The 18,750-nt window shown below is 42.0% G+C and carries 19 protein-coding genes and 1 pseudogene; 12 read left to right on the top strand and 8 right to left on the bottom strand.

What is annotated here, in order from left to right:
- The 3 genes and pseudogenes from H513_RS21470 to H513_RS0104390 all read right to left on the bottom strand — a co-directional run.
- A pseudogene (locus H513_RS21470) lies at window positions 1–140 on the bottom strand (ISL3 family transposase); the annotation flags it as partial.
- A gap of 154 nt (window positions 141–294) precedes the next feature.
- Window positions 295–2,118 carry a translational GTPase TypA gene (typA, locus tag H513_RS0104385; RefSeq protein WP_026799626.1) on the bottom strand — a complete coding sequence of 608 codons (1,824 nt, stop codon included), beginning with the start codon at window positions 2,116–2,118 and terminating at the stop codon, window positions 295–297.
- Between the two features lie 182 nt (window positions 2,119–2,300).
- Entirely contained in the window at window positions 2,301–2,936 is a 636-nt protein-coding gene (locus H513_RS0104390) for a YktB family protein (RefSeq protein WP_026799627.1), read from the bottom strand.
- A gap of 191 nt (window positions 2,937–3,127) precedes the next feature.
- On the opposite strand from H513_RS0104390, the gene H513_RS0104395 reads away from it, so the two are divergent.
- Window positions 3,128–3,316, top strand: a complete 189-nt coding sequence (locus H513_RS0104395) for a hypothetical protein (RefSeq protein WP_026799628.1) — start codon at window positions 3,128–3,130, stop codon at window positions 3,314–3,316.
- Between the two features lie 155 nt (window positions 3,317–3,471).
- On the top strand, window positions 3,472–4,284 hold the full coding sequence (locus H513_RS0104400) for an inositol monophosphatase family protein (protein WP_026799629.1): 813 nt from the start codon (window positions 3,472–3,474) through the stop codon (window positions 4,282–4,284).
- 74 nt (window positions 4,285–4,358) lie between these two features.
- On the opposite strand, the gene H513_RS0104405 is transcribed toward H513_RS0104400, so the two are convergent.
- Complete coding sequence (locus H513_RS0104405; RefSeq protein ID WP_026799630.1) at window positions 4,359–4,541, bottom strand: DUF5325 family protein; 183 nt, start codon at window positions 4,539–4,541, stop codon at window positions 4,359–4,361.
- A gap of 125 nt (window positions 4,542–4,666) precedes the next feature.
- Here H513_RS0104405 and H513_RS0104410 point away from each other — a divergent pair, with 125 nt between their 5' ends.
- The gene (locus H513_RS0104410) at window positions 4,667–5,044 is read left to right on the top strand and encodes a YlaH-like family protein (RefSeq protein WP_231572070.1); all 378 of its coding nucleotides are present in this window, start codon (window positions 4,667–4,669) and stop codon (window positions 5,042–5,044) included.
- A gap of 45 nt (window positions 5,045–5,089) precedes the next feature.
- On the opposite strand, the gene H513_RS21145 is transcribed toward H513_RS0104410, so the two are convergent.
- A complete protein-coding gene (locus H513_RS21145) occupies window positions 5,090–5,293 on the bottom strand; it encodes a YlaI family protein (protein ID WP_081658174.1) in 204 nt (67 codons plus the stop codon).
- Between the two features lie 121 nt (window positions 5,294–5,414).
- Between H513_RS21145 and H513_RS0104415 the strand changes: the two genes are divergently transcribed.
- Together H513_RS0104415 and H513_RS0104420 are read left to right on the top strand one after the other, a co-directional pair.
- Entirely contained in the window at window positions 5,415–5,870 is a 456-nt protein-coding gene (locus tag H513_RS0104415; RefSeq protein ID WP_026799632.1) for a pyridoxamine 5'-phosphate oxidase family protein, read from the top strand.
- Window positions 5,871–5,975: 105 nt separating this feature from the next.
- Window positions 5,976–6,269 (top strand): hypothetical protein, encoded by a 294-nt coding sequence (locus H513_RS0104420; RefSeq protein ID WP_026799633.1) that lies wholly within the window; start codon window positions 5,976–5,978, stop codon window positions 6,267–6,269.
- Window positions 6,270–6,316: 47 nt separating this feature from the next.
- On the opposite strand, the gene H513_RS0104425 is transcribed toward H513_RS0104420, so the two are convergent.
- Complete coding sequence (locus H513_RS0104425; RefSeq protein ID WP_026799634.1) at window positions 6,317–6,925, bottom strand: YhcN/YlaJ family sporulation lipoprotein; 609 nt, start codon at window positions 6,923–6,925, stop codon at window positions 6,317–6,319.
- A gap of 121 nt (window positions 6,926–7,046) precedes the next feature.
- Here H513_RS0104425 and H513_RS0104430 point away from each other — a divergent pair, with 121 nt between their 5' ends.
- Window positions 7,047–8,375, top strand: a complete 1,329-nt coding sequence (locus tag H513_RS0104430) for a PhoH family protein (RefSeq protein ID WP_026799635.1) — start codon at window positions 7,047–7,049, stop codon at window positions 8,373–8,375.
- 48 nt (window positions 8,376–8,423) lie between these two features.
- Here the strand turns inward: H513_RS0104430 and H513_RS0104435 are convergent, their stop codons facing one another.
- The gene (locus H513_RS0104435; RefSeq protein WP_026799636.1) at window positions 8,424–8,915 is read right to left on the bottom strand and encodes a hypothetical protein; all 492 of its coding nucleotides are present in this window, start codon (window positions 8,913–8,915) and stop codon (window positions 8,424–8,426) included.
- 82 nt (window positions 8,916–8,997) lie between these two features.
- Between H513_RS0104435 and glsA the strand changes: the two genes are divergently transcribed.
- The 4 genes from glsA (at window position 8,998) to pyc (ending at window position 15,147) form a co-directional block, all read left to right on the top strand.
- On the top strand, window positions 8,998–9,927 hold the full coding sequence (gene glsA, locus H513_RS0104440; protein ID WP_026799637.1) for a glutaminase A: 930 nt from the start codon (window positions 8,998–9,000) through the stop codon (window positions 9,925–9,927).
- Window positions 9,928–10,033: 106 nt separating this feature from the next.
- Complete coding sequence (locus H513_RS0104445) at window positions 10,034–10,321, top strand: Fpa/YlaN family protein (RefSeq protein ID WP_026799638.1); 288 nt, start codon at window positions 10,034–10,036, stop codon at window positions 10,319–10,321.
- 177 nt (window positions 10,322–10,498) lie between these two features.
- A complete protein-coding gene (gene ftsW, locus H513_RS0104455; RefSeq protein ID WP_026799639.1) occupies window positions 10,499–11,707 on the top strand; it encodes a putative lipid II flippase FtsW in 1,209 nt (402 codons plus the stop codon).
- Window positions 11,695–15,147, top strand: coding sequence for a pyruvate carboxylase (pyc, locus tag H513_RS0104460; RefSeq protein WP_026799640.1), 3,453 nt, complete (start codon window positions 11,695–11,697; stop codon window positions 15,145–15,147). Before ftsW ends, pyc begins: the two co-directional genes overlap by 13 nt.
- Window positions 15,148–15,204: 57 nt before the next feature.
- On the opposite strand, the gene H513_RS0104465 is transcribed toward pyc, so the two are convergent.
- Window positions 15,205–16,155 (bottom strand): COX15/CtaA family protein, encoded by a 951-nt coding sequence (locus H513_RS0104465; protein WP_026799641.1) that lies wholly within the window; start codon window positions 16,153–16,155, stop codon window positions 15,205–15,207.
- A gap of 482 nt (window positions 16,156–16,637) precedes the next feature.
- Here H513_RS0104465 and cyoE point away from each other — a divergent pair, with 482 nt between their 5' ends.
- On the top strand, window positions 16,638–17,579 hold the full coding sequence (gene cyoE / locus H513_RS0104470) for a heme o synthase (protein WP_026799642.1): 942 nt from the start codon (window positions 16,638–16,640) through the stop codon (window positions 17,577–17,579).
- Window positions 17,580–17,655: 76 nt separating this feature from the next.
- Window positions 17,656–18,750 (top strand): cytochrome c oxidase subunit II, encoded by a 1,095-nt coding sequence (coxB, locus tag H513_RS0104475; RefSeq protein ID WP_026799643.1) that lies wholly within the window; start codon window positions 17,656–17,658, stop codon window positions 18,748–18,750.

An 18,750-nucleotide genomic window follows, 5' to 3' on the forward strand; every position in this document is an offset into this window, starting at 1 on the left:
GTCCACTCACCGCACGACTTACATTTATGACTCTTCTTTGGAACCTCCACATAAAGATGAAAATCTCCACCGATTTCTTCACTTTTCTTGATAATTACACTTTGTAGTCCTGGTATCGGGATGTTAGAATACACGTACACGCAACTCCTTTACTGATTTGTTTCTCGTCAATTCAAGTGTAGTAAAGATTGGAGCTTGCGTGTTTTTTTATGCCAAATTTTCTACGTACCCCAACAAATATTTTAGAGCCTAAATAAAAAGCCGCTACTTAGGAGTAGCGGCTTTATTTATGCCTTATTTTTTCTTTTTAGCAGCTTTCTCACGTTCGTTCTTGTTCAAGACTTTCTTACGAAGACGGATGGATTCAGGAGTTACCTCGCAGTACTCATCATCATCCAAGTATTGAAGAGCCTCTTCAAGTGTTAACTTACGTGTCGCTTTAATCGTGTTCGTTTGGTCTTTGTTTGCGGAACGAACGTTTGTTAAGTGTTTCTCTTTCGTGATGTTTACAGTCAAGTCATTGTCACGGTTGTGCTCTCCGACAATCATACCTGCGTAAACTTCTGTCGTTGGTTCAACGAAGATTGTACCACGGTCTTCTAGCCCCATGATGCCGTAAGTCGTCGCTTTACCGTTCTCAAGGGCAACAAGTACACCTTGTTGACGTCCACCAACTGTTCCTGGTAGGACAGGTCCGAAGTCTTCAAATGTGTGGTTTAGAATTCCGTAACCACGTGTTTGAGACATGAACTCGGTAGGGTAACCAATTAAGCCACGAGATGGAGCACGGAAGATAATACGTACTTGTCCGTTCCCTTGGTTAATCATATCAAGCATTTCACCTTTACGGTTACCCATTGATTCCATGACAGCACCTGTGTAATCTTCTGGAACATCAATTTGAACACGTTCCATCGGCTCGGACATGACACCGTCAACTTCTTTATAGATAACTTGTGGCTTCGACAACTGTAGCTCATAGCCTTCACGACGCATGTTCTCGATAAGGATGGATAGGTGAAGCTCACCACGACCACTTACCTTCCAAGCATCAGGAGATTCAGTTGGTTCAACACGAAGACTTACGTCTGTTTCAAGCTGAGTGAGTAGACGTTCTTCAATTTTACGTGCTGTTACATAGTCCCCTTCTTTACCTGCAAATGGACTGTTGTTCGTTAGGAACGTCATTTGTAGTGTAGGTTCATCAATACGAGGAATTGGTAACGCCTCTTGATGGTCTTGTGGAGTAACCGTTTCCCCTACGTTAATGTCTTCCATACCTGCTACGGCAACAATGTCGCCAGATTTCGCTTCGTTAATTTCCACGCGCTTAAGGCCGATGAAACCGAACAATTTAGATACGCGGAAGTTAGAAATCGAACCGTCCTTCTTCATAAGGGACACTTGCTGACCAACTTTGATACTACCGCGGAACACACGTCCAATTCCGATACGTCCTAAGAATTCGTTATAGTCGAGGAGGGTGATTTGGAATTGTAACGGTTCTTCAGCAGTATCTGCAGGAGCCGGAATGTTATCCATAATTGTTTCAAAGATTGGGTTCATTGTTTCTTTTTGTTCTTCTGGCTCGTGACCAGATGTACCCATAAGAGCAGAAGCATAGACTACAGGGAATTCAAGTTGGTCTTCATCTGCACCCAATTCGATAAATAGGTCTAGTACTTCGTCGATCACTTCTTCAGGGCGGGCATTCGGACGGTCAATCTTGTTTAATACAACTACAGGCGTTAGCTTCTGCTCAAGTGCCTTCTTAAGCACGAAACGAGTCTGAGGCATACAACCTTCGTAAGCATCAACAACGAGAAGAACACCGTCTACCATTTTCATAATACGTTCTACTTCGCCACCAAAGTCAGCGTGACCAGGTGTATCAAGAATGTTAATATGTGTATCATTATATTTAATCGCCGTGTTCTTCGCTAAAATCGTAATTCCACGCTCTTTTTCAAGGTCGTTGGAATCCATTGCGCGGTCATCAACATGCTCGTTATCACGGAATGTTCCGGAGTGGTGAAGCATTTGGTCAACCAACGTCGTTTTACCGTGGTCAACGTGAGCGATGATCGCAATGTTGCGTAAATCTTGTCTTAAATTCATGGATATATACTCTCCTCTATGATTCAGTTCACGTTCTGTTATGAACTTGCTTATTATAACACATTTTAAAGGTTGAAACGTGTTTATGCCTATTACACAGTAACAATTTACAACCATTTAATCAAATAAATCCCGAAAGAAAGAGAAAACCTTACCGTTGGCGGTAAGGTTTTACTAAATTTTTACTGGATTTCTTTGGTGCGTTCGTACAGTGTATTAAGCTCTTTAAGCACGTTCTCAGCATAAGTGAGAAAGGCTTCCCCATCTTGCAATACAGGGTCATTTCGATCAATCGTCACCCCGCATAACAGTTCTGCTTTCTTAACCGTTTCAAGTCGGTCTAGTAGTGCCATCATGGATTCATCCGAAAGTGTATCGTTTGAGATGACGTCTGGTTTCGTATGGTCTTTAGACCAGACAAAGCCTTCTGGGAGAGAGGAACGAATATCATCTATCTGAGATTTTAACACTCTGGCATAGGAGTCTTTAATCGGGCTTTCGTAAATCACAGCGAACCAGATAAATACATGGGACTCCCACAACCCAATCTGAAAGTGCGGCAGCTTCTTATAGCCGCGCTTACTGCTTGCAAGCGATGCCCAGGTGTCATTTGGAGGGTTCGTCGTTCGTCGTGCGTGTTTCGCCACATGGACGAACATTTCATCTCCGGTCATTGCGCTTACTGTTGGGGCAAGGTCGGTCGCAATGGATTCTAATTTCGGTGAAAGTGTGGAGCGTAACGCTTCCATGCGATCTTCTAGCCCATCTATATGGAAAATATTAAAATCTTCTTGTGTGAAGCCCTTAAAGTCACTCATTGTAAGTAAACCCCTTTGTCGAATAGTACTATAATATGACAATTAGTTTATCATAACGAATCGAGATTCAAAAATGTTATGAAGTTTCATGACGAAAGAAATGGGTTAAATAAAAGTAGTAAAACGTTTGTCAGTTCATGGTTTTGCGACATATACATGATTAAAAGAGCAAGTAAAAGGGAGTGAGGAACTTGAGACGACTCGTAGATACGATGAAAGAGAGAGAAGCTTCTGAGAAACTTCCTGTTGTTGAAATGGAGATTGATTATGAGTTGATGAATTTGCATGAAGCACTCCAACAAGGAGACGACGAACAAATTAATCTTGCAAAGTCGCGACTAAAGAAATTAAGACGGGAATGGATTCACTTACGTGCATAACGACTGTTATGACAAACTCCTGTGAGCGAGTGTATACTCGTTCTTTTTTGTGAATGTGAGATGAAACGGACCCTGCTAGTTAACAATAGATGAAGGGAACGGAAACTTTTGTTAGGATATAGAGGGAACTTATCATAGGAGGAGTCCGGTATTCAATGAGACAAGCTGACCGTCAAGCATTATATGATCAAGCGAAGCAATGGGTGTTAGAAGCCGGTGAGGCGATTCGAACGTCCATTCATAAACCATTAAGAATAGAAACGAAATCAAGCCCGAATGACCTTGTTACGGAAATGGACGAGCAAACAGAACGGTTCTTCGCTCAACATATTCATGAGACCTATCCTGAACATAAGGTGTTGGGAGAAGAAGGCTTGGGGGATGAATTAGACGACCTAACAGGAACTGTATGGATTGTCGATCCAATTGATGGAACGATGAATTTCGTCCATCAAAAACAAAACTTTGCCATATCCGTTGGTATTTATCAGGACGGCGTTGGTGAGATTGGGTTTATTTACGATGTAATGGCTGATGTTCTCTTCCATGCGAAACGGGGAGAGGGAGCCTATAAGAACGATCAACCTCTTCCGAATTTGGATGAGCGGGATGTTCAATTAGAGGCAGCATTAATTGGCTTGAACAACTTCTGGACGACAGAAAACCCACGTGTCGAAACGAAAGGGATTCACGCCCTTGTTCGTAAGGCTAGAGGAACTCGTTCCTACGGGTCTGCTGCTTTAGAATTTGCTTACTTAGCAGAGGGAATTATGGATGGATATGTCACAATGAAGCTCGCTCCATGGGATATAGCAGCTGGAATGATTCTTCTTAGTGAAGTAGGAGGAATCACAACTAGGGCTGATGGTAGAACGGTCAACCTACTTCAGAACAATTCTATCATTGCAGCGCACCCAAATATTCATGAAGAGCTGTATCGAGACTATATCATCTTGAAGAACACATAAGATTTTAGAACATACAGAAATATCGAATTTTAAATAGAAAGAGACCAAATCGAATTGATTTGGTCTCTTTCTTATTATGCTTCTGCAACTCTTCGTTTTCTCTTTACTGTAAATCCAAACCCCATAACAGCAAAACCTAACAATAGGAAGAATGCTGTAAGAAGATAGTTTCGATAGCCAATGGCAACTCCAGTTAAGAAAAAGCATCCGACTGCTAGTAAAGCAAGTAGCAGCATTTGCACATCTAACCGTTTCATGTTCATCCCATCCCTTCATGCTATTCTCCATTTTACTAAAAGTCTTAACATTTGAAAATGTTTCATTGTTTAAGGGTGTAACATTTAGTATGATGAAGAAAATGGAATCTATGGGGGGCACCGATATGACAGAATCCATTCAAATTTCAGCTGAAGAGCTACCGCCTATTGCAGGGTGGATTTTCTCTATGTTGGGTGGGGAGTTTGATTTAAATAATGCCAGTGACATGAGTGCGGTATGGAGTGGGGTATTCCTACTTTATGGGGTCATATTAGCATTGGCCATTCTGACCTATAAACTAGGATTTGCACGCAAGCTTCCTGTGCTGAAGTCTGCGGTTGTATATGGGGTATTAGCAGTTGGTTGTACAATATTAACCGTACCACTTGGTTTATTTCTACCAATAGCAGAAGCTTTAGTTGTCTCTTCTTTCATCTTGGGTGTATATCGCTATCGACTTCATAAAGAAAGAAGTAGCCGAGCTGACGCATCTTCTTCTTAATAAAAAGGCTGTCCAAATGATGATTGGACAGCCTTTCTGTATTAGTTAAGGTAGGTGTTTTTCTTTTTTTCGTTCTCTATTAAATCTAAATTTCCCGGTTGCAACACGGGCGTTAGTTTTGTCGGTGATTCGTTCATGACAGCCTTGACAAATAAACGTATGAGTTCTACGGTTCCTCATTCGTTTGGCTTGCAAAGAGTAACTGTCAATTTGCTGGACATCATCGCATAATACACATTTCACGCGCATTGTTTCACCTCAAATCTCTCTCTTTGCTTTCTAATTATAGCATGAACGAGCATAGAATTGTAAAATAAACATGTATGATTGGATTTTTTTCCATGTGAATAAGGGGAAAGGAAGTGGGGACGTGGTTAATCAAGTTGAAAAGGTCCTATCTAAACCTCAAATGGAGTTGCTGCAGCAAGAAAATCCGATGATCTTGGCGACGGTAGATCATGAGACTGGTGGCCCGATGGTCAATGCAATCTCCTGGATTTATGCACCAAAGCCTGATTGCCTTCAATTCGCCGTGCACGAACGATCTAAAATTGTAAGAAACATCAAAGAGAACAAAGAAGTCACATTTACATGGATGGGGCTTGATACAATGTACTCGATTACGGGCACTGTCGTTGGTGAACCGCTGCTTATTGAAGGAACAGGTCTACCGCTCGCTCGATTTCGCGTAGTGATTAGGGAAGTGAGAGACATTATGTATTATGGGAGTCGCCTCGTAACTAAGCCTACTATCGAGAAAACATATGATGTTCATGCAGCATCGAAGTTAGATTCAGCTGTTCTCCACTCTTTAAAGACTTTGTAAAAATGGTGTGTAGAGGCAGGATTGTCGTCACCTTCATCGAAATCATAGTTTGAAACTTCCAAGTTCAGGGAAGTGGATAATTAGAACGTAGAAAGGGTGATGGTCATGAAGAAGCGCTGGATTTATTCTACTGTTGGTGCAGTAAGTGCAGGTGCGCTTGCTTATGCGTTAACAGATGACAATCGTAGAACGAAGCTTAAAGATGGTGCGAAAGCGGTTACACAAAAAGTGAAATCGTCCCGTTCCAACAACCATTTTCCTGTTGAGGAATCTGGTCTACCAGAACAACAAGACCTAGAGAATTCTAAAATGGTCGATGAAGGTTCGCAATTTGGAGTACAATACTACAACCATGTTACCGATCAAGAAGCTGAAGAAATGACAAAGCATAACACCTAAATCCTATTAAGGATTTAGGTGTTTTTTATGCGTTTATATAAGGGGGGTTACTCTTTCCCGGATGTTTTTTCTTTCTGTCCTTTAGATTGGTTGTTCTCAATCTCTTCTAAATTTTGTTCGTTCTCACTATCTGTAGATTGTTTGTTTTGGTCAGGTTCTTTTGGTTGATTATTCTGATGCGGTATTGAAGATTCTGGCATGTAACGACCTACGATTCCGGCTAGTTCTTCGTTGAATCCTTTAACTGGGTGGCCTTGTCTTACCTTTTCGGCTATATGTCGAATCCGTTCACCTGCGTCAGCGTCAGCAACGACAATAGCGTTCTTGCCATACGGGTCTTCATAGAGAGCTTCGGCCACTTGGTATTTGATTGATCCTACACGTGAGCGGTCCAGGTCCTTGTCGACATCGATGGCGACTACGATGTAGTTACCTGCCACGACAGACGTTGCCCCACTGACATTCGGCACTCTATCTGCGATTTTTGACAAATGTTGGGCTAATTCTCGATTCGATTTAGATGCTTGATTTTGAGGTTCAGAATTCTTTACCTCGACAATTTTTGGATTGCTTTCTTGCTGCGATAAACTTTCTTGTTGGTCATTTTGGCAAGCTGTTACGAGAAATAGAAAGCAAATCATTAGGAATAAGCGCATAGTTGTGTCCTCCTTTATTTACTTCTATTTTCCGAAATTCGTCTATCCTTATGCATGGACACATATAGTAATAGCAGAAGCCTTGGCCAAACAATGGACTATGACTCAGGGGGCGACATTGTTGGATAAAATTTATGTAGTGGATACAAACGTGCTATTGCAGGACCCAACTTCCATCTTTTCATTTGAAGAACATGAAGTAGTCATACCAGCGATTGTGTTAGAAGAAGTGGACTCGAAAAAGCGGAATATGGATGAAATTGGTCGAAATGCACGAGAGGTATCGAGATTGATGGACCGGTTACGTACTCAAGGGAAGCTGCATGAGGGAGTGGAACTTCATAACAAAGGACACCTTCGAGTAGAGCTGAACCATCGTTCTTTCCAGAAACTAGAAGAGGTATTCATGGAAAGAACGAATGATAATCGTATACTAGCTGTCGCGTTAAATTTATCGATAGAGGAGAAAGAGAAGGGGTCGAAAAAAGAGGTTATCCTCGTCTCGAAAGATATGATTATGAGAATTAAGGCTGATGCACTAGGGTTACTAGCGGAGGATTTCCTATCAGACCGAGTTGTTAACGAGGATGTCATTTATAGCGGGTTTAGAGAACTGTATGTATCGGAAGATGATATCAACGTTTTCTTTCAAGCGGGTGAGCTTGACCTCAATCAACAAGTCGTACAGGCGCTCTATCCAAATGAGTTCGTCATCTTAAAGAATCGATCGAATCCCTCACACTCTGCTATAGGTATGATAAGGCATCGTGATGGGATGCTTCAGAAATGTCGATTCCAGAATGAACAGGCTTGGGGGATCCGTCCTAGAAATGCGCAGCAAACAATGGCACTTGAGTTGTTATTGAGAAAGGATATTCCGCTTGTCACAATGGTTGGTAAAGCTGGTACAGGAAAGACCTTACTAGCCTTAGCCGCTGGACTGTTGCAGGTGGAGGATTATCAACTGTACAAGAAGCTGTTAGTTGCTCGGCCCATTGTTCCGCTTGGGAAGGATATTGGCTATTTACCTGGTGAGAAAGAAGAGAAGTTAAGACCGTGGGTACAACCAATCTACGATAATCTAGAATATCTATTTGATGTGAAAAAGCCTGGAGAATTGGACCATATCTTATCCGGGATTGGCTCGATTCAAGTAGAGGCATTAACGTACATTCGAGGGAGAAGCATTCCGGAGCAACTAATCCTGATTGATGAAGCCCAAAATTTAACTAAGCACGAAGTGAAGACAATTCTTACGCGAATTGGTGAAGGGAGTAAAATTATTCTGCTTGGAGACCCGCACCAAATTGATCACCCATACTTAGATGAGTACAATAACGGACTTGTCCATGTTGTAGAGAAATTTAAAGACCAAAAAATAAGCGGTCATGTGAAGTTGGTGAAGGGAGAACGTTCTCCACTTGCTCAAATAGCTGCTGACAATCTATAAGAGAAAACCCGTCTGACCATTACTAAGGCCAGGCGGGTTTCTCGTTTATTAAAGGAATTCAATCTTTCTAACATGTGTAATCGGTTCATCTTTATTAGAACCGTCGGCGAAATAAATGTGGACTGGTCCACCTTCTTTTAACTGTTTCCCGTTTTGTGCGAATAAGAATAGGGCATCTTGTAATTGAGGAAGATTCACTTCCATAGTATCCTCATCAGTGTGGATTTTTGCAAAGCGGGCTGATTCTTGTACTTCTGCATTTTGAATGAACGGACGTATTGGCATTACATAAGTCCCTTCAAGGATCTCTCTTTTCTGAAGAGAGGATATGCTCTTATTAACGGGTGGGTCTAACTTCTGCTGGTACACTTCACGATCCCAGAACTGAGCGGCTTTCTTTACATCCTCATTCTCATCAATAGAAGCAGTTTGACGGTCTGTAAACGCTTTATCGAAATGGATTTTGCGATCATCAAAAATCCATACGCTTGGGTCAAGTGTGATTGGGTATTGGACGAGCCCTGTAAGTTGAATAATCATATATTTTGTCCACCTTTTCTAAAAATTCTCACTCTAGTATATCGAATACTTCAAATCTTTGCATCCAGGAGGGGATTGTACAATGAAAAAAGTTACAGAATCGATGCTGCACGAATGGATTCAGCAAGCAGAGCCATATAAGTCACTCGGGACAGTGGCGGATTACATTCCAGCGTTACAAAAGCAAAAACGCGAAGATATCGCAGTTAGTGTTTATCATCTCGACAATGATTGTGTAGGGGCAGGGAATCTTGAGAACACGTTCACAATTCAGAGTATCTCTAAAGTGTTAGCACTTGCCCTTGCGCTAATGGACCAGGGTGAGGATTATGTGTTCGCTCGCGTTGGGATGGAGCCATCTGGGGATCCATTCCATTCCATTGCTAAATTGGAACGGACGAATCCTTCAAAGCCACTAAACCCAATGATCAACGCAGGGGCACTAGCGGTTACCAATATGATAATGGGCTCAACTCCAGATGAGAAAGTAGGTCGATTACTCACCTTGATCCATGAAATGACGAATGATCAAAGCATTGGTTACGATGAGGAAGTTGCACATTCAGAATTTGAGACAGCCTTTCTAAATCGTTCCTTAAGTTACTTCATGAAGCAGCACGGTGTCATCGAAGGGAGTATAGAAGAGTTGTTGGATGCTTATACGAAGCAATGTGCAATTGAAATGAACATTAAACAACTTGCTCGTGTAGGGGCGGTCCTTGCGAACGAAGGGCGTGACTTAGAGAGTGGTAGGCAAATCATCCCTGTTCAATTAGCACGAATCTGTAAGACGTTCATGGTCACATGCGGGATGTACGATGCCTCTGGCTCATTTGCCATCCGTGTAGGAATTCCAGCGAAGAGTGGGGTTTCTGGAGCCATTGTAGGTGCGTTGAAAGGATATGGCGGTATAGCTGTATTTGGACCCGCTTTAGACGAAAGAGGGAACAGCGTTGTAGGGATGCAAGTACTTGAAACCATGGCAAGTCGGTTAGAGTTATCAATCTTCTAAAGGGGAGCCGTATAAATTTTACAGAACATGTATCTATTCTTGCAATTTTTCGGGTGAGACGCTAATATAAATAGAAGAAAGTCTGTATATATCGGAGGGGATTACCATGTCATCCGAAGTAGCGATCGATCACCGACAACAAGCTTATGCCCTTCTTAAGGCTGATGCAGAGAAAATTGCGAGACTAATCAAAGTGCAGATGGATAACTTAACCATGCCTCAATGTCCTCTGTATGAAGAGGTTTTAGATACACAAATGTTCGGTTTATCCAGAGAGATTGATTTCGCTGTTCGCTTGAACTTAATAAACGAAGAAGACGGGAAGAAACTGCTTGAAAATCTTGAGCAGGAAATGAATGCACTACATGAAGCTTCCCAACGTGCCAAATCTTAAACTCAAATTACTCCTTTTGGAGCTAATTTGAGTTTTTTTGCGTATATACGACACTTAAATCCTGTCTTACAATAAATACACAGGAAATAGAGGGGATTTCGTGAAGAAAGAAGGAAATTTCGAGAATAATCTAGTAAACTATAGACAGAAACAACTTCTACATAAGGATGAAAAAACATGAAAAAATTCTTCAAAGACTACGACTTTACATTGCTATTTGCTCCTCTTCTGTTAACCGCGTTCGGAGTGGTTATGGTATATAGTGCCTCCATGGTATATGCAGTAATTGGAGAAGGGCTAAGTAGCACACATTATTTCAAAAAACAGCTCACGTGGGTCAGCCTTGGATTGGTTGGATTCGTGACGATGATGTACTTTCCTTACCAAAAGCTTCAAAAACTCCGTAAGTTAATTCTCTTATTTGTCATTATCAGCTTACTTGCGGTCCAATTATTTGGGACAACCGTTAACAATGCGAAGTCATGGATAGACCTCGGTCTATTTAACTTTCAGCCTTCAGAAACAGCAAAGATTGGTCTAGTTATCTTTTTGAGTGCCATCTTTGCTAGACGCCAGGCTTATATGGAACAATTCGGACAAGCTGTCATTGGTCCGTTGATTGTTACGTCAATTGTATTCAGCCTAATTGTTTTTCAGCCTGATATCGGAACGGGTGCGATTGTATTGGCGATAGCGGCTAGTGTGTTTATTAGCTCTGGCATGCAAATGAAGCATGTTGCTTTAATGGGAATAGCGGGCATTGTAACCATTGCATTTGCAGCGATGAATATGGTGAGTGTGGAGCGTGTCAGTCGTTTTACAGGTGCCTATCAACCATTCCAGTTCCCAGAAAGTGATGGTTATCACTTGATTCAATCTTATGTAGCTATTGGTACTGGTGGTTTGGGTGGAGAAGGGCTTGGCCAAGGTGTTCAGAAGCTTGGCTATTTATTAGAACCACATACAGATTTCATCATGGCAGTTATTGCTGAAGAATTAGGTGTCATTGGAGTCGCCATCGTTATTGGATTATTGGCGCTCATTGTATTGCGTGGATTTTTCATTGCGAGAAAATGTAAGGATGCGTTTGGAAGTCTACTTGCCATTGGTATATCCTTCATGATTGGAATCCAGGCATTTATTAACTTGGGAGCGGTTAGCGGTTTGTTGCCTGTTACCGGTGTCCCACTTCCCTTTGTCAGCTATGGGGGCTCATCCCTGTTAGTGCTACTTGCTTCTGTAGGGATTTTAAATAATATTGCACGACAAGTACGCAGTGAGGACTACACATCAATCAAGAAAACAGAGGATGTAGATACAACAAGAGAACGAACATCGTACACTCCCCACTATCAAAATCGAGGAGGAAAACCATGGGTGAAGTAACGTCAATTCGTAAAATGTTAGTAGCGAATCGCGGTGAGATCGCGATTCGCGTTTTTCGGGCCTGTACGGAGCTTGATATCCGTACAGTTGCCATCTACTCAAAAGAGGATGTAGGTTCTTATCACCGCTATAAAGCTGATGAAGCCTACTTAGTTGGGGAAGGGAAGAAGCCGATTGATGCTTATTTGGATATTGAAGGCATCATCGATATTGCTAAATCCGTAGGTGTAGACGCGATTCATCCAGGCTACGGATTTCTATCAGAAAACATTCACTTCGCCAGACGCTGTGAAGAAGAAGGGTTAATCTTTGTTGGTCCTACGAGCGAACATTTAGATATGTTCGGTGATAAAGTAAAGGCTAGAACACAAGCCATCCAAGCAGGTATACCGGTCATCCCAGGAAGCGATGGCCCAGTTGGAAGTATAGAGGAAGTACAAGCATTTGCTCGTACATATGGCTATCCAATTATGGTGAAGGCTTCACTAGGTGGCGGTGGACGTGGCATGAGGATTGTGAGAGATGAGAATGCCTTACAAGACTCTTATGACCGCGCCAAGTCAGAAGCAAAGGCTGCGTTTGGCAATGATGAGCTTTACGTAGAGAAGCTAGTTGAGAAGCCGAAGCACATAGAAGTTCAGATTCTAGGGGATGCTGATGGGAATATCGTGCACTTGTATGAGCGCGATTGTTCTGTACAAAGACGCCATCAGAAAGTCGTCGAAGTTGCACCAAGTGTTTCACTTCCAACACAATTAAGAGAAGAAATATGCAATGCTGCCGTCAAGCTAATGAATAATGTACGCTATTTAAACGCAGGGACAGTGGAATTCCTTGTTACAGACGAAGAATTCTTCTTTATTGAAGTGAACCCGCGTGTTCAAGTCGAGCATACCATCACGGAATTAATCACGGGTATTGACATTGTTCAAGCCCAAATTATGATTGCCGAAGGTCATAATCTTCATGCATCTCCAATCTCAATCCCACACCAAGATGATCTACGTACGAATGGATACGCCATTCAATCTCGTGTTACTACAGAAGACCCACTCAATCAGTTTATGCCTGACACAGGTAAAATTATGGCCTATCGTTCTGGCGGAGGCTTTGGGGTACGCTTAGATGCCGGTAACGGTTTCCAAGGTGCAGTTATCTCTCCCTACTACGACTCACTGTTAGTAAAAGTCTCAACATGGGCCTTAACATTTGAACAAGCCGCTCATAAAATGGTTCGTAATTTACGTGAATTTAGAATTAGAGGAATCAAGACAAATATTCCGTTTTTAGAGAACGTCGTGTTACATAAACAATTCTTAAATGGTTCGTATGATACGACGTTTATTGATCAGACACCTGAGTTGTTCGTATTTCCAAAGCGAAAAGACCGAGGAACGAAGATGTTGAACTATATCGCGGACACAACTGTAAACGGTTTCAAAGGGACGACGAAGAAGAAGAAACCAATCGTCAATCCAGCACGATCTCCGGTGGGAGATAGGGGGGGCGTTTCAACGAGTCGTAATCCAAAGCAACTACTTGATGAAGAAGGTCCAGAAGCGGTTGCAGCATGGTTAAAACAACAGAAGGAAGTGCTTTACACGGATACGACATTTAGAGATGCCCACCAGTCTTTGTTAGCTACTCGTATTCGAACAAGAGACTTAGAATCCATTGCAGAACCGACGGCGTCTTTATTGCCCAACTTATTCTCACTTGAGATGTGGGGTGGAGCTACGTTCGATGTAGCCTATCGATTCTTGAAGGAAGACCCGTGGGAACGTCTGCTTAAGCTTCGGGAGAAAATGCCGAACATGCTCTTTCAAATGTTGCTGCGTTCAAGCAATGCTGTCGGCTACAAGAATTATCCAGACAACGTTATTCAAGAATTTGTTACCCAAAGTTCCCAAGCAGGGATTGATGTCTTCCGAATCTTTGACAGTTTGAACTGGGTGGAAGGTATGAAACATACCATCCATGCTGTGCGAGAGAATGGAAAGATTGCTGAAGCATCCATGTGCTATACAGGGGATATTCTGGACCGGAACCGCTCCAAGTATAATTTGGAGTACTACAAGCAGCTTGCTAAAGAGCTTCAACAAGCAGGTGCACACGTGCTAGGGATTAAAGATATGGCAGGTCTCCTGAAACCAGAATCTGCATACCAGCTTGTTCGCACATTAAAAGAGTCAATCGACATTCCAATCCATCTTCATACACACGATACAAGTGGAAACGGAATCTTTACGTATGCGCGTGCAATTGAAGCGGGTGTAGATGCTGTGGATGTAGCTGTAGGTACAATGGCAGGCTTAACATCCCAACCGAGTGCAAGTTCCCTTTATTACGCCCTTGAAGGGAATGATCGTAAGCCGAATATAGATGTGCAAGCTTATGAAGAATTAGGGCATTACTGGCAAGACGTCCGTCGTTACTATGAGGACTTCGAAAGTGGAATTCTATCTCCACACACAGAAGTCTATGAGCATGAGATGCCGGGGGGACAGTATAGCAATCTTCAACAGCAAGCAAAGGCGGTTGGCCTAGGCGAGCGTTGGGATGAAGTGAAGAATATGTACCGAAGAGTCAATGATCTGTTTGGTGACATTGTTAAAGTAACCCCATCCTCGAAGGTAGTAGGAGACATGGCACTATTCATGGTCCAGAACGATTTAACTGAACAAGATATCTACGAGAAAGGGGAAGGCATTCGTTTCCCTGATTCGGTAATAGAATTGTTCCAAGGTTATCTTGGTCAACCGTACCAAGGATTTCCAGAACAGTTACAGAAGATTATTCTTAAAGGAAGAGAAGCGATTACGGTTCGCCCTGGAGAGCTCTATGAGGATGTGGATTTCAGTCAGCTTAAAGAAGAGCTGTTTCATAAGTTGGACAGACAAGTAACAGACTTCGATGTGATTTCTTATGCACTTTATCCGAAGGTGTTTATGGACTACCATTCCTTTTACGAACAATATGGCAATATGTCTGTCTTAGACACACTCACGTTCTTCTATGGTATGCGTCTTGGAGAATCCATTGAAGTCGAAATTGAACAAGGAAAGACGTTAATTGTAAAGCTTGTTTCCTTAGGTGAGCCTCAGGTAGATGGAACGAGAGTCGTTTATTTCGAATTAAATGGACAGTCTCGAGAAGTTGTCGTTCGGGACCAAAGTATCCAAACCTCTGTAAAAGAAAGACCAAAAATGGATGCCTCGAATCCTTCTCATATCGGAGCTACGATGCCAGGAACAGTAGTAAACGTGTTAACTGAATCTGGCGAGCAAGTGAAGAAGGGGGATCATCTTATGATCACAGAAGCGATGAAGATGGAGACGACGGTACAAGCTCCATTTGATGGGGTTGTAAGCCAAGTGCATGTTGCGAATGGCGATGCTATTAAGGTTGGAGATCTATTAATAGAAGTCTCTTCAAACTAACTGTGTTCACAAAATAAAACAAGCTCAGAGCTAGGCTCTGAGCTTGTTTATTGTGTACTATGCTTGTTGTTGTTTCGCTTCTGAAGATTGTAGCATTTCCTTTTCGTATTTTGCACTTCGATTTGAAAGGAGTACAAAGTACGTTAACAGTCCAAAGAAGATGGAAATAATCAATGCATGGAATAACGGGAATAGCAGTTCAGACAGCGTCATAACGGTCATCGCACCTGTTAGTCCCTGCAAGAAAATAAGCGTCGTAGCTACGACCCATCCGCCGAACATAAGCTGACTATGACGGTAACTCTTCGTAATACGGAAGAGTAGGTAAATAACCCAAATGACAAGAACACCTGCTGCTAATCTGTGACCCATTTGCACAGTTTGGATAAAGGAAAAGTTCCAATCACCAGGTGCATAGTTGCTACAAAACGGGAAACTACCGCAAGCGAACTGTGCTTCTGTGTGGCGAACGAGTGCCCCTGTATAGGTTACCGCTAATGTATACAAGGTAATCCCATAAAAATGTTTACGTAAACCGCTATCAATCTTTAAGGACTTCGCGTCAAATTTAAGATCAACTTCAAATACAAGCAATGTTAGAAGTAGGATTGATGCAAATGAAATAAGCGAAATACCAAAGTGAGCAGCAAGTGTAAAGTCGTTCTGGCCGAAGACAACGGCTGCTGCCCCGATAAGCCCTTGAAGAACGAGGAAGAATACGGAAAGGATGGCAAGAAGCTTCGTTTCTCGTTTATGTCCAATCTTTCTCCAAGCGATAATAGCCATTAATAGAACTAAGAATCCAACGCCACCTGATACTACACGGTGACTCAGTTCGATAATTAACTCTGGGGTAATATTTGACGGGATGAGTTGCCCGTGGCATAGCGGCCAGCTACGTCCACAACCCATTCCGGATTCTGTCTTCGTTACAAGCGCTCCACCAATGAGCACAAATAACATCCCAAGTGAAGACAGGACTGAAAGGAATTTTAATAATTTCATCATAGATGTTCCTCCACCTCTCTGTGTATCTAGTGGAATACTTACATAGTAATATAGTCAAGAAAAGTCGTGCAATCTTTATTCTGTTTGTTCATCAAACCGACACAAACTTTATCATATCATGGATTGCTCCTATGTACAGTATTGGTAAAGAAGGAACCGTAAAAAAGGATGATAAAGGAAAAAATGTGACTACTTCTTGAACAAAATGACAAAAAGTTCTTGCAACTTGTTTCTTTGTTTGCTAGAAATAAAAAGGAGAAACTTCCTTCTTTTACATAATGTTCAATGTTTCTTCACAAAGGCTGTATAAATCATGACAATATTGTGGATTAAATAGAATCTAAAAATATTCCATGATACAATGAGATTGTTGTAGTCTGCTACTAGAAACGAGATTGTTACCCTCCTAAATAAAAGAACTGAAGCTTGTTTAGTAGCGTTATATTTGTGAGGGAAGTTGAAGGAGGAAGGTTGAGAAGACTATGAATAATCCAGAAACAGTCGACACAACTTCTCGAGTGATGAATGCATCTGCAAAAGATCAAGATGTTCGTTCCCTGTGGGCAGACATCTCATCTTTGATTAAGACCGGCATTATTTATTCCAATTTAATGACGGCATTTGCTGGCTTTTGGTTAGCGCTATACTTTGCTGATGCTCCTTTCCTTGCTAATTGGCCGGCATTCGTTCTGTCAATGGCAGGAACCGCTTTCATTATCGCGGGTGGTTGTATCATAAATAACTATTACGATCGTGACATTGATCAAATTATGTCACGAACAAAACAGCGTCCGACCGTAACCGGAACGATGTCATTGCAGACCATCTTGGTTATGGGAATTATCGTTTCTATAATTGGAGTAATCTTATTGTCCTTTACCACATGGACAGCTACTGCAATCGGAATCTTTGGTTGGTTTGCCTATGTTGTTCTTTATACAATGTGGTCGAAACGACGCTATACGCTGAATACTGCAATTGGTAGTTTATCTGGTGCTGTGCCTCCTTTAATTGGTTGGGCAGCAATAGACCCTAACTTGCACTTTGTTGCTTGGGTACTATTCTTAATTATGTTTATTTGGCAGACGCCGCACTTCTTAGCACTTGCTATGAAGAAAACCGATGAATATGGCAAAGCAGGTATTCCAATGTTGCCAGTTGTTCATGGGTTTAACATGACTAAGCGTCAAATTATAATTTATGTTGCATGTTTATTACCACTACCATTTTATCTTGCATCGTTAGGAACGATTTTCACAACGATTGCCATTATCATAACTGTAGGCTGGTTTGTATTAGGGGTTGCCGGCTTCTTTATGAAGAATGATTTAAAATGGGCTTCACTTATGTTTGTCTATTCTCTCAATTATTTGACCATCATGTTTGTAGGGATGGTTGTGGCGACACTGCCGCCTTTATTCTAATTGGAACGTAGGGACCCATATCCTGGGTTCCTAGTTCTTATATAAACTACAACGTTTGAGAAAGAGAGGTATTTAGATGAAGGGATGGATGGGAAAATCACGGATTTTGTTTTCACTAACCTTGCTTATGCTAGTGTTAAGCGGCTGTGGGAAAACGAATCTAACGGCTCTTGATCCTAAGGGGGAAGGCGCTGAGTCTATTTATGACCTCATGATGTTAAGCGTTATCATTATGACTGGAGTCGGAATTGTCGTTCTCGTGATTTACACGTTTGTGCTTATACGGTATCGCCGTAGAGAAGGGCATGAGGATTATGTGCCTAAGCAAACGGAAGGTAACAAGTTTTTAGAGATTTTATGGACTGTAATCCCGATTTTGCTACTTGTTGTATTGGCGATTCCAACTGTGCAGAAAACATTTATGTTAGCCGACACAACACCTTCTGCTGAAGATGAGAAGGATGCAATTAAAATTGAGGTAAGCGGTCAGCTGTACTGGTGGCATTATACTTATAATGGTCAGGAAATTCAGGCAAGTCAAGATTTATACATTCCGACCGGTGAACGAGTATACTTAAATCTTAAATCTCAAGATGTTATTCACTCTTTCTGGGTTCCATCACTAGCAGGGAAAATGGATACAAACCCAGGTGAGAACGAAAACGAAATGTTCATTCAAGCATATGAAGAGGGCGTTTACTACGGTAAATGTACAGAATTTTGTGGACCTTCACACTCTATTATGGACTTCAAGATTGTAGCTGTAAGTCCTGAAGAGTTCGACCAATGGGTGAGCGATATGCAGAATGTAAATGCAGATGCTACTCCAGAATCTGCTTCTGCTCAAGAAGGTAAGGAACTCTTCAAACAGCAAGCATGTATAGGTTGCCACGCAATCGGATCGTACCCTAACTCTAATGTAGGTCCGAACTTAACAAACTTCGGCGATCGCGTCGAAATTGCTGGTGTTCTCGATAATGATAAAGAAAGTCTTGTCGATTGGTTGCAGGACCCTGAGAAATATAAGCCTGGCAACTTGATGACAGGGAAATATGGAGACACCGAGTCTGCGAAGCCGTTAACGGATGAAGAAGCTAGCAAAATTGCAGACTATCTTCTTCAGTTAAAACCGTCTGAAGTTTCACCTGAATCTGCCGAGGCAGACGAATAG

It is taken from the genome of Pontibacillus halophilus JSM 076056 = DSM 19796 (assembly GCF_000425205.1).
GTDB classification, from domain to species: Bacteria; Bacillota; Bacilli; order Bacillales; family BH030062; genus Pontibacillus_A; species Pontibacillus_A halophilus.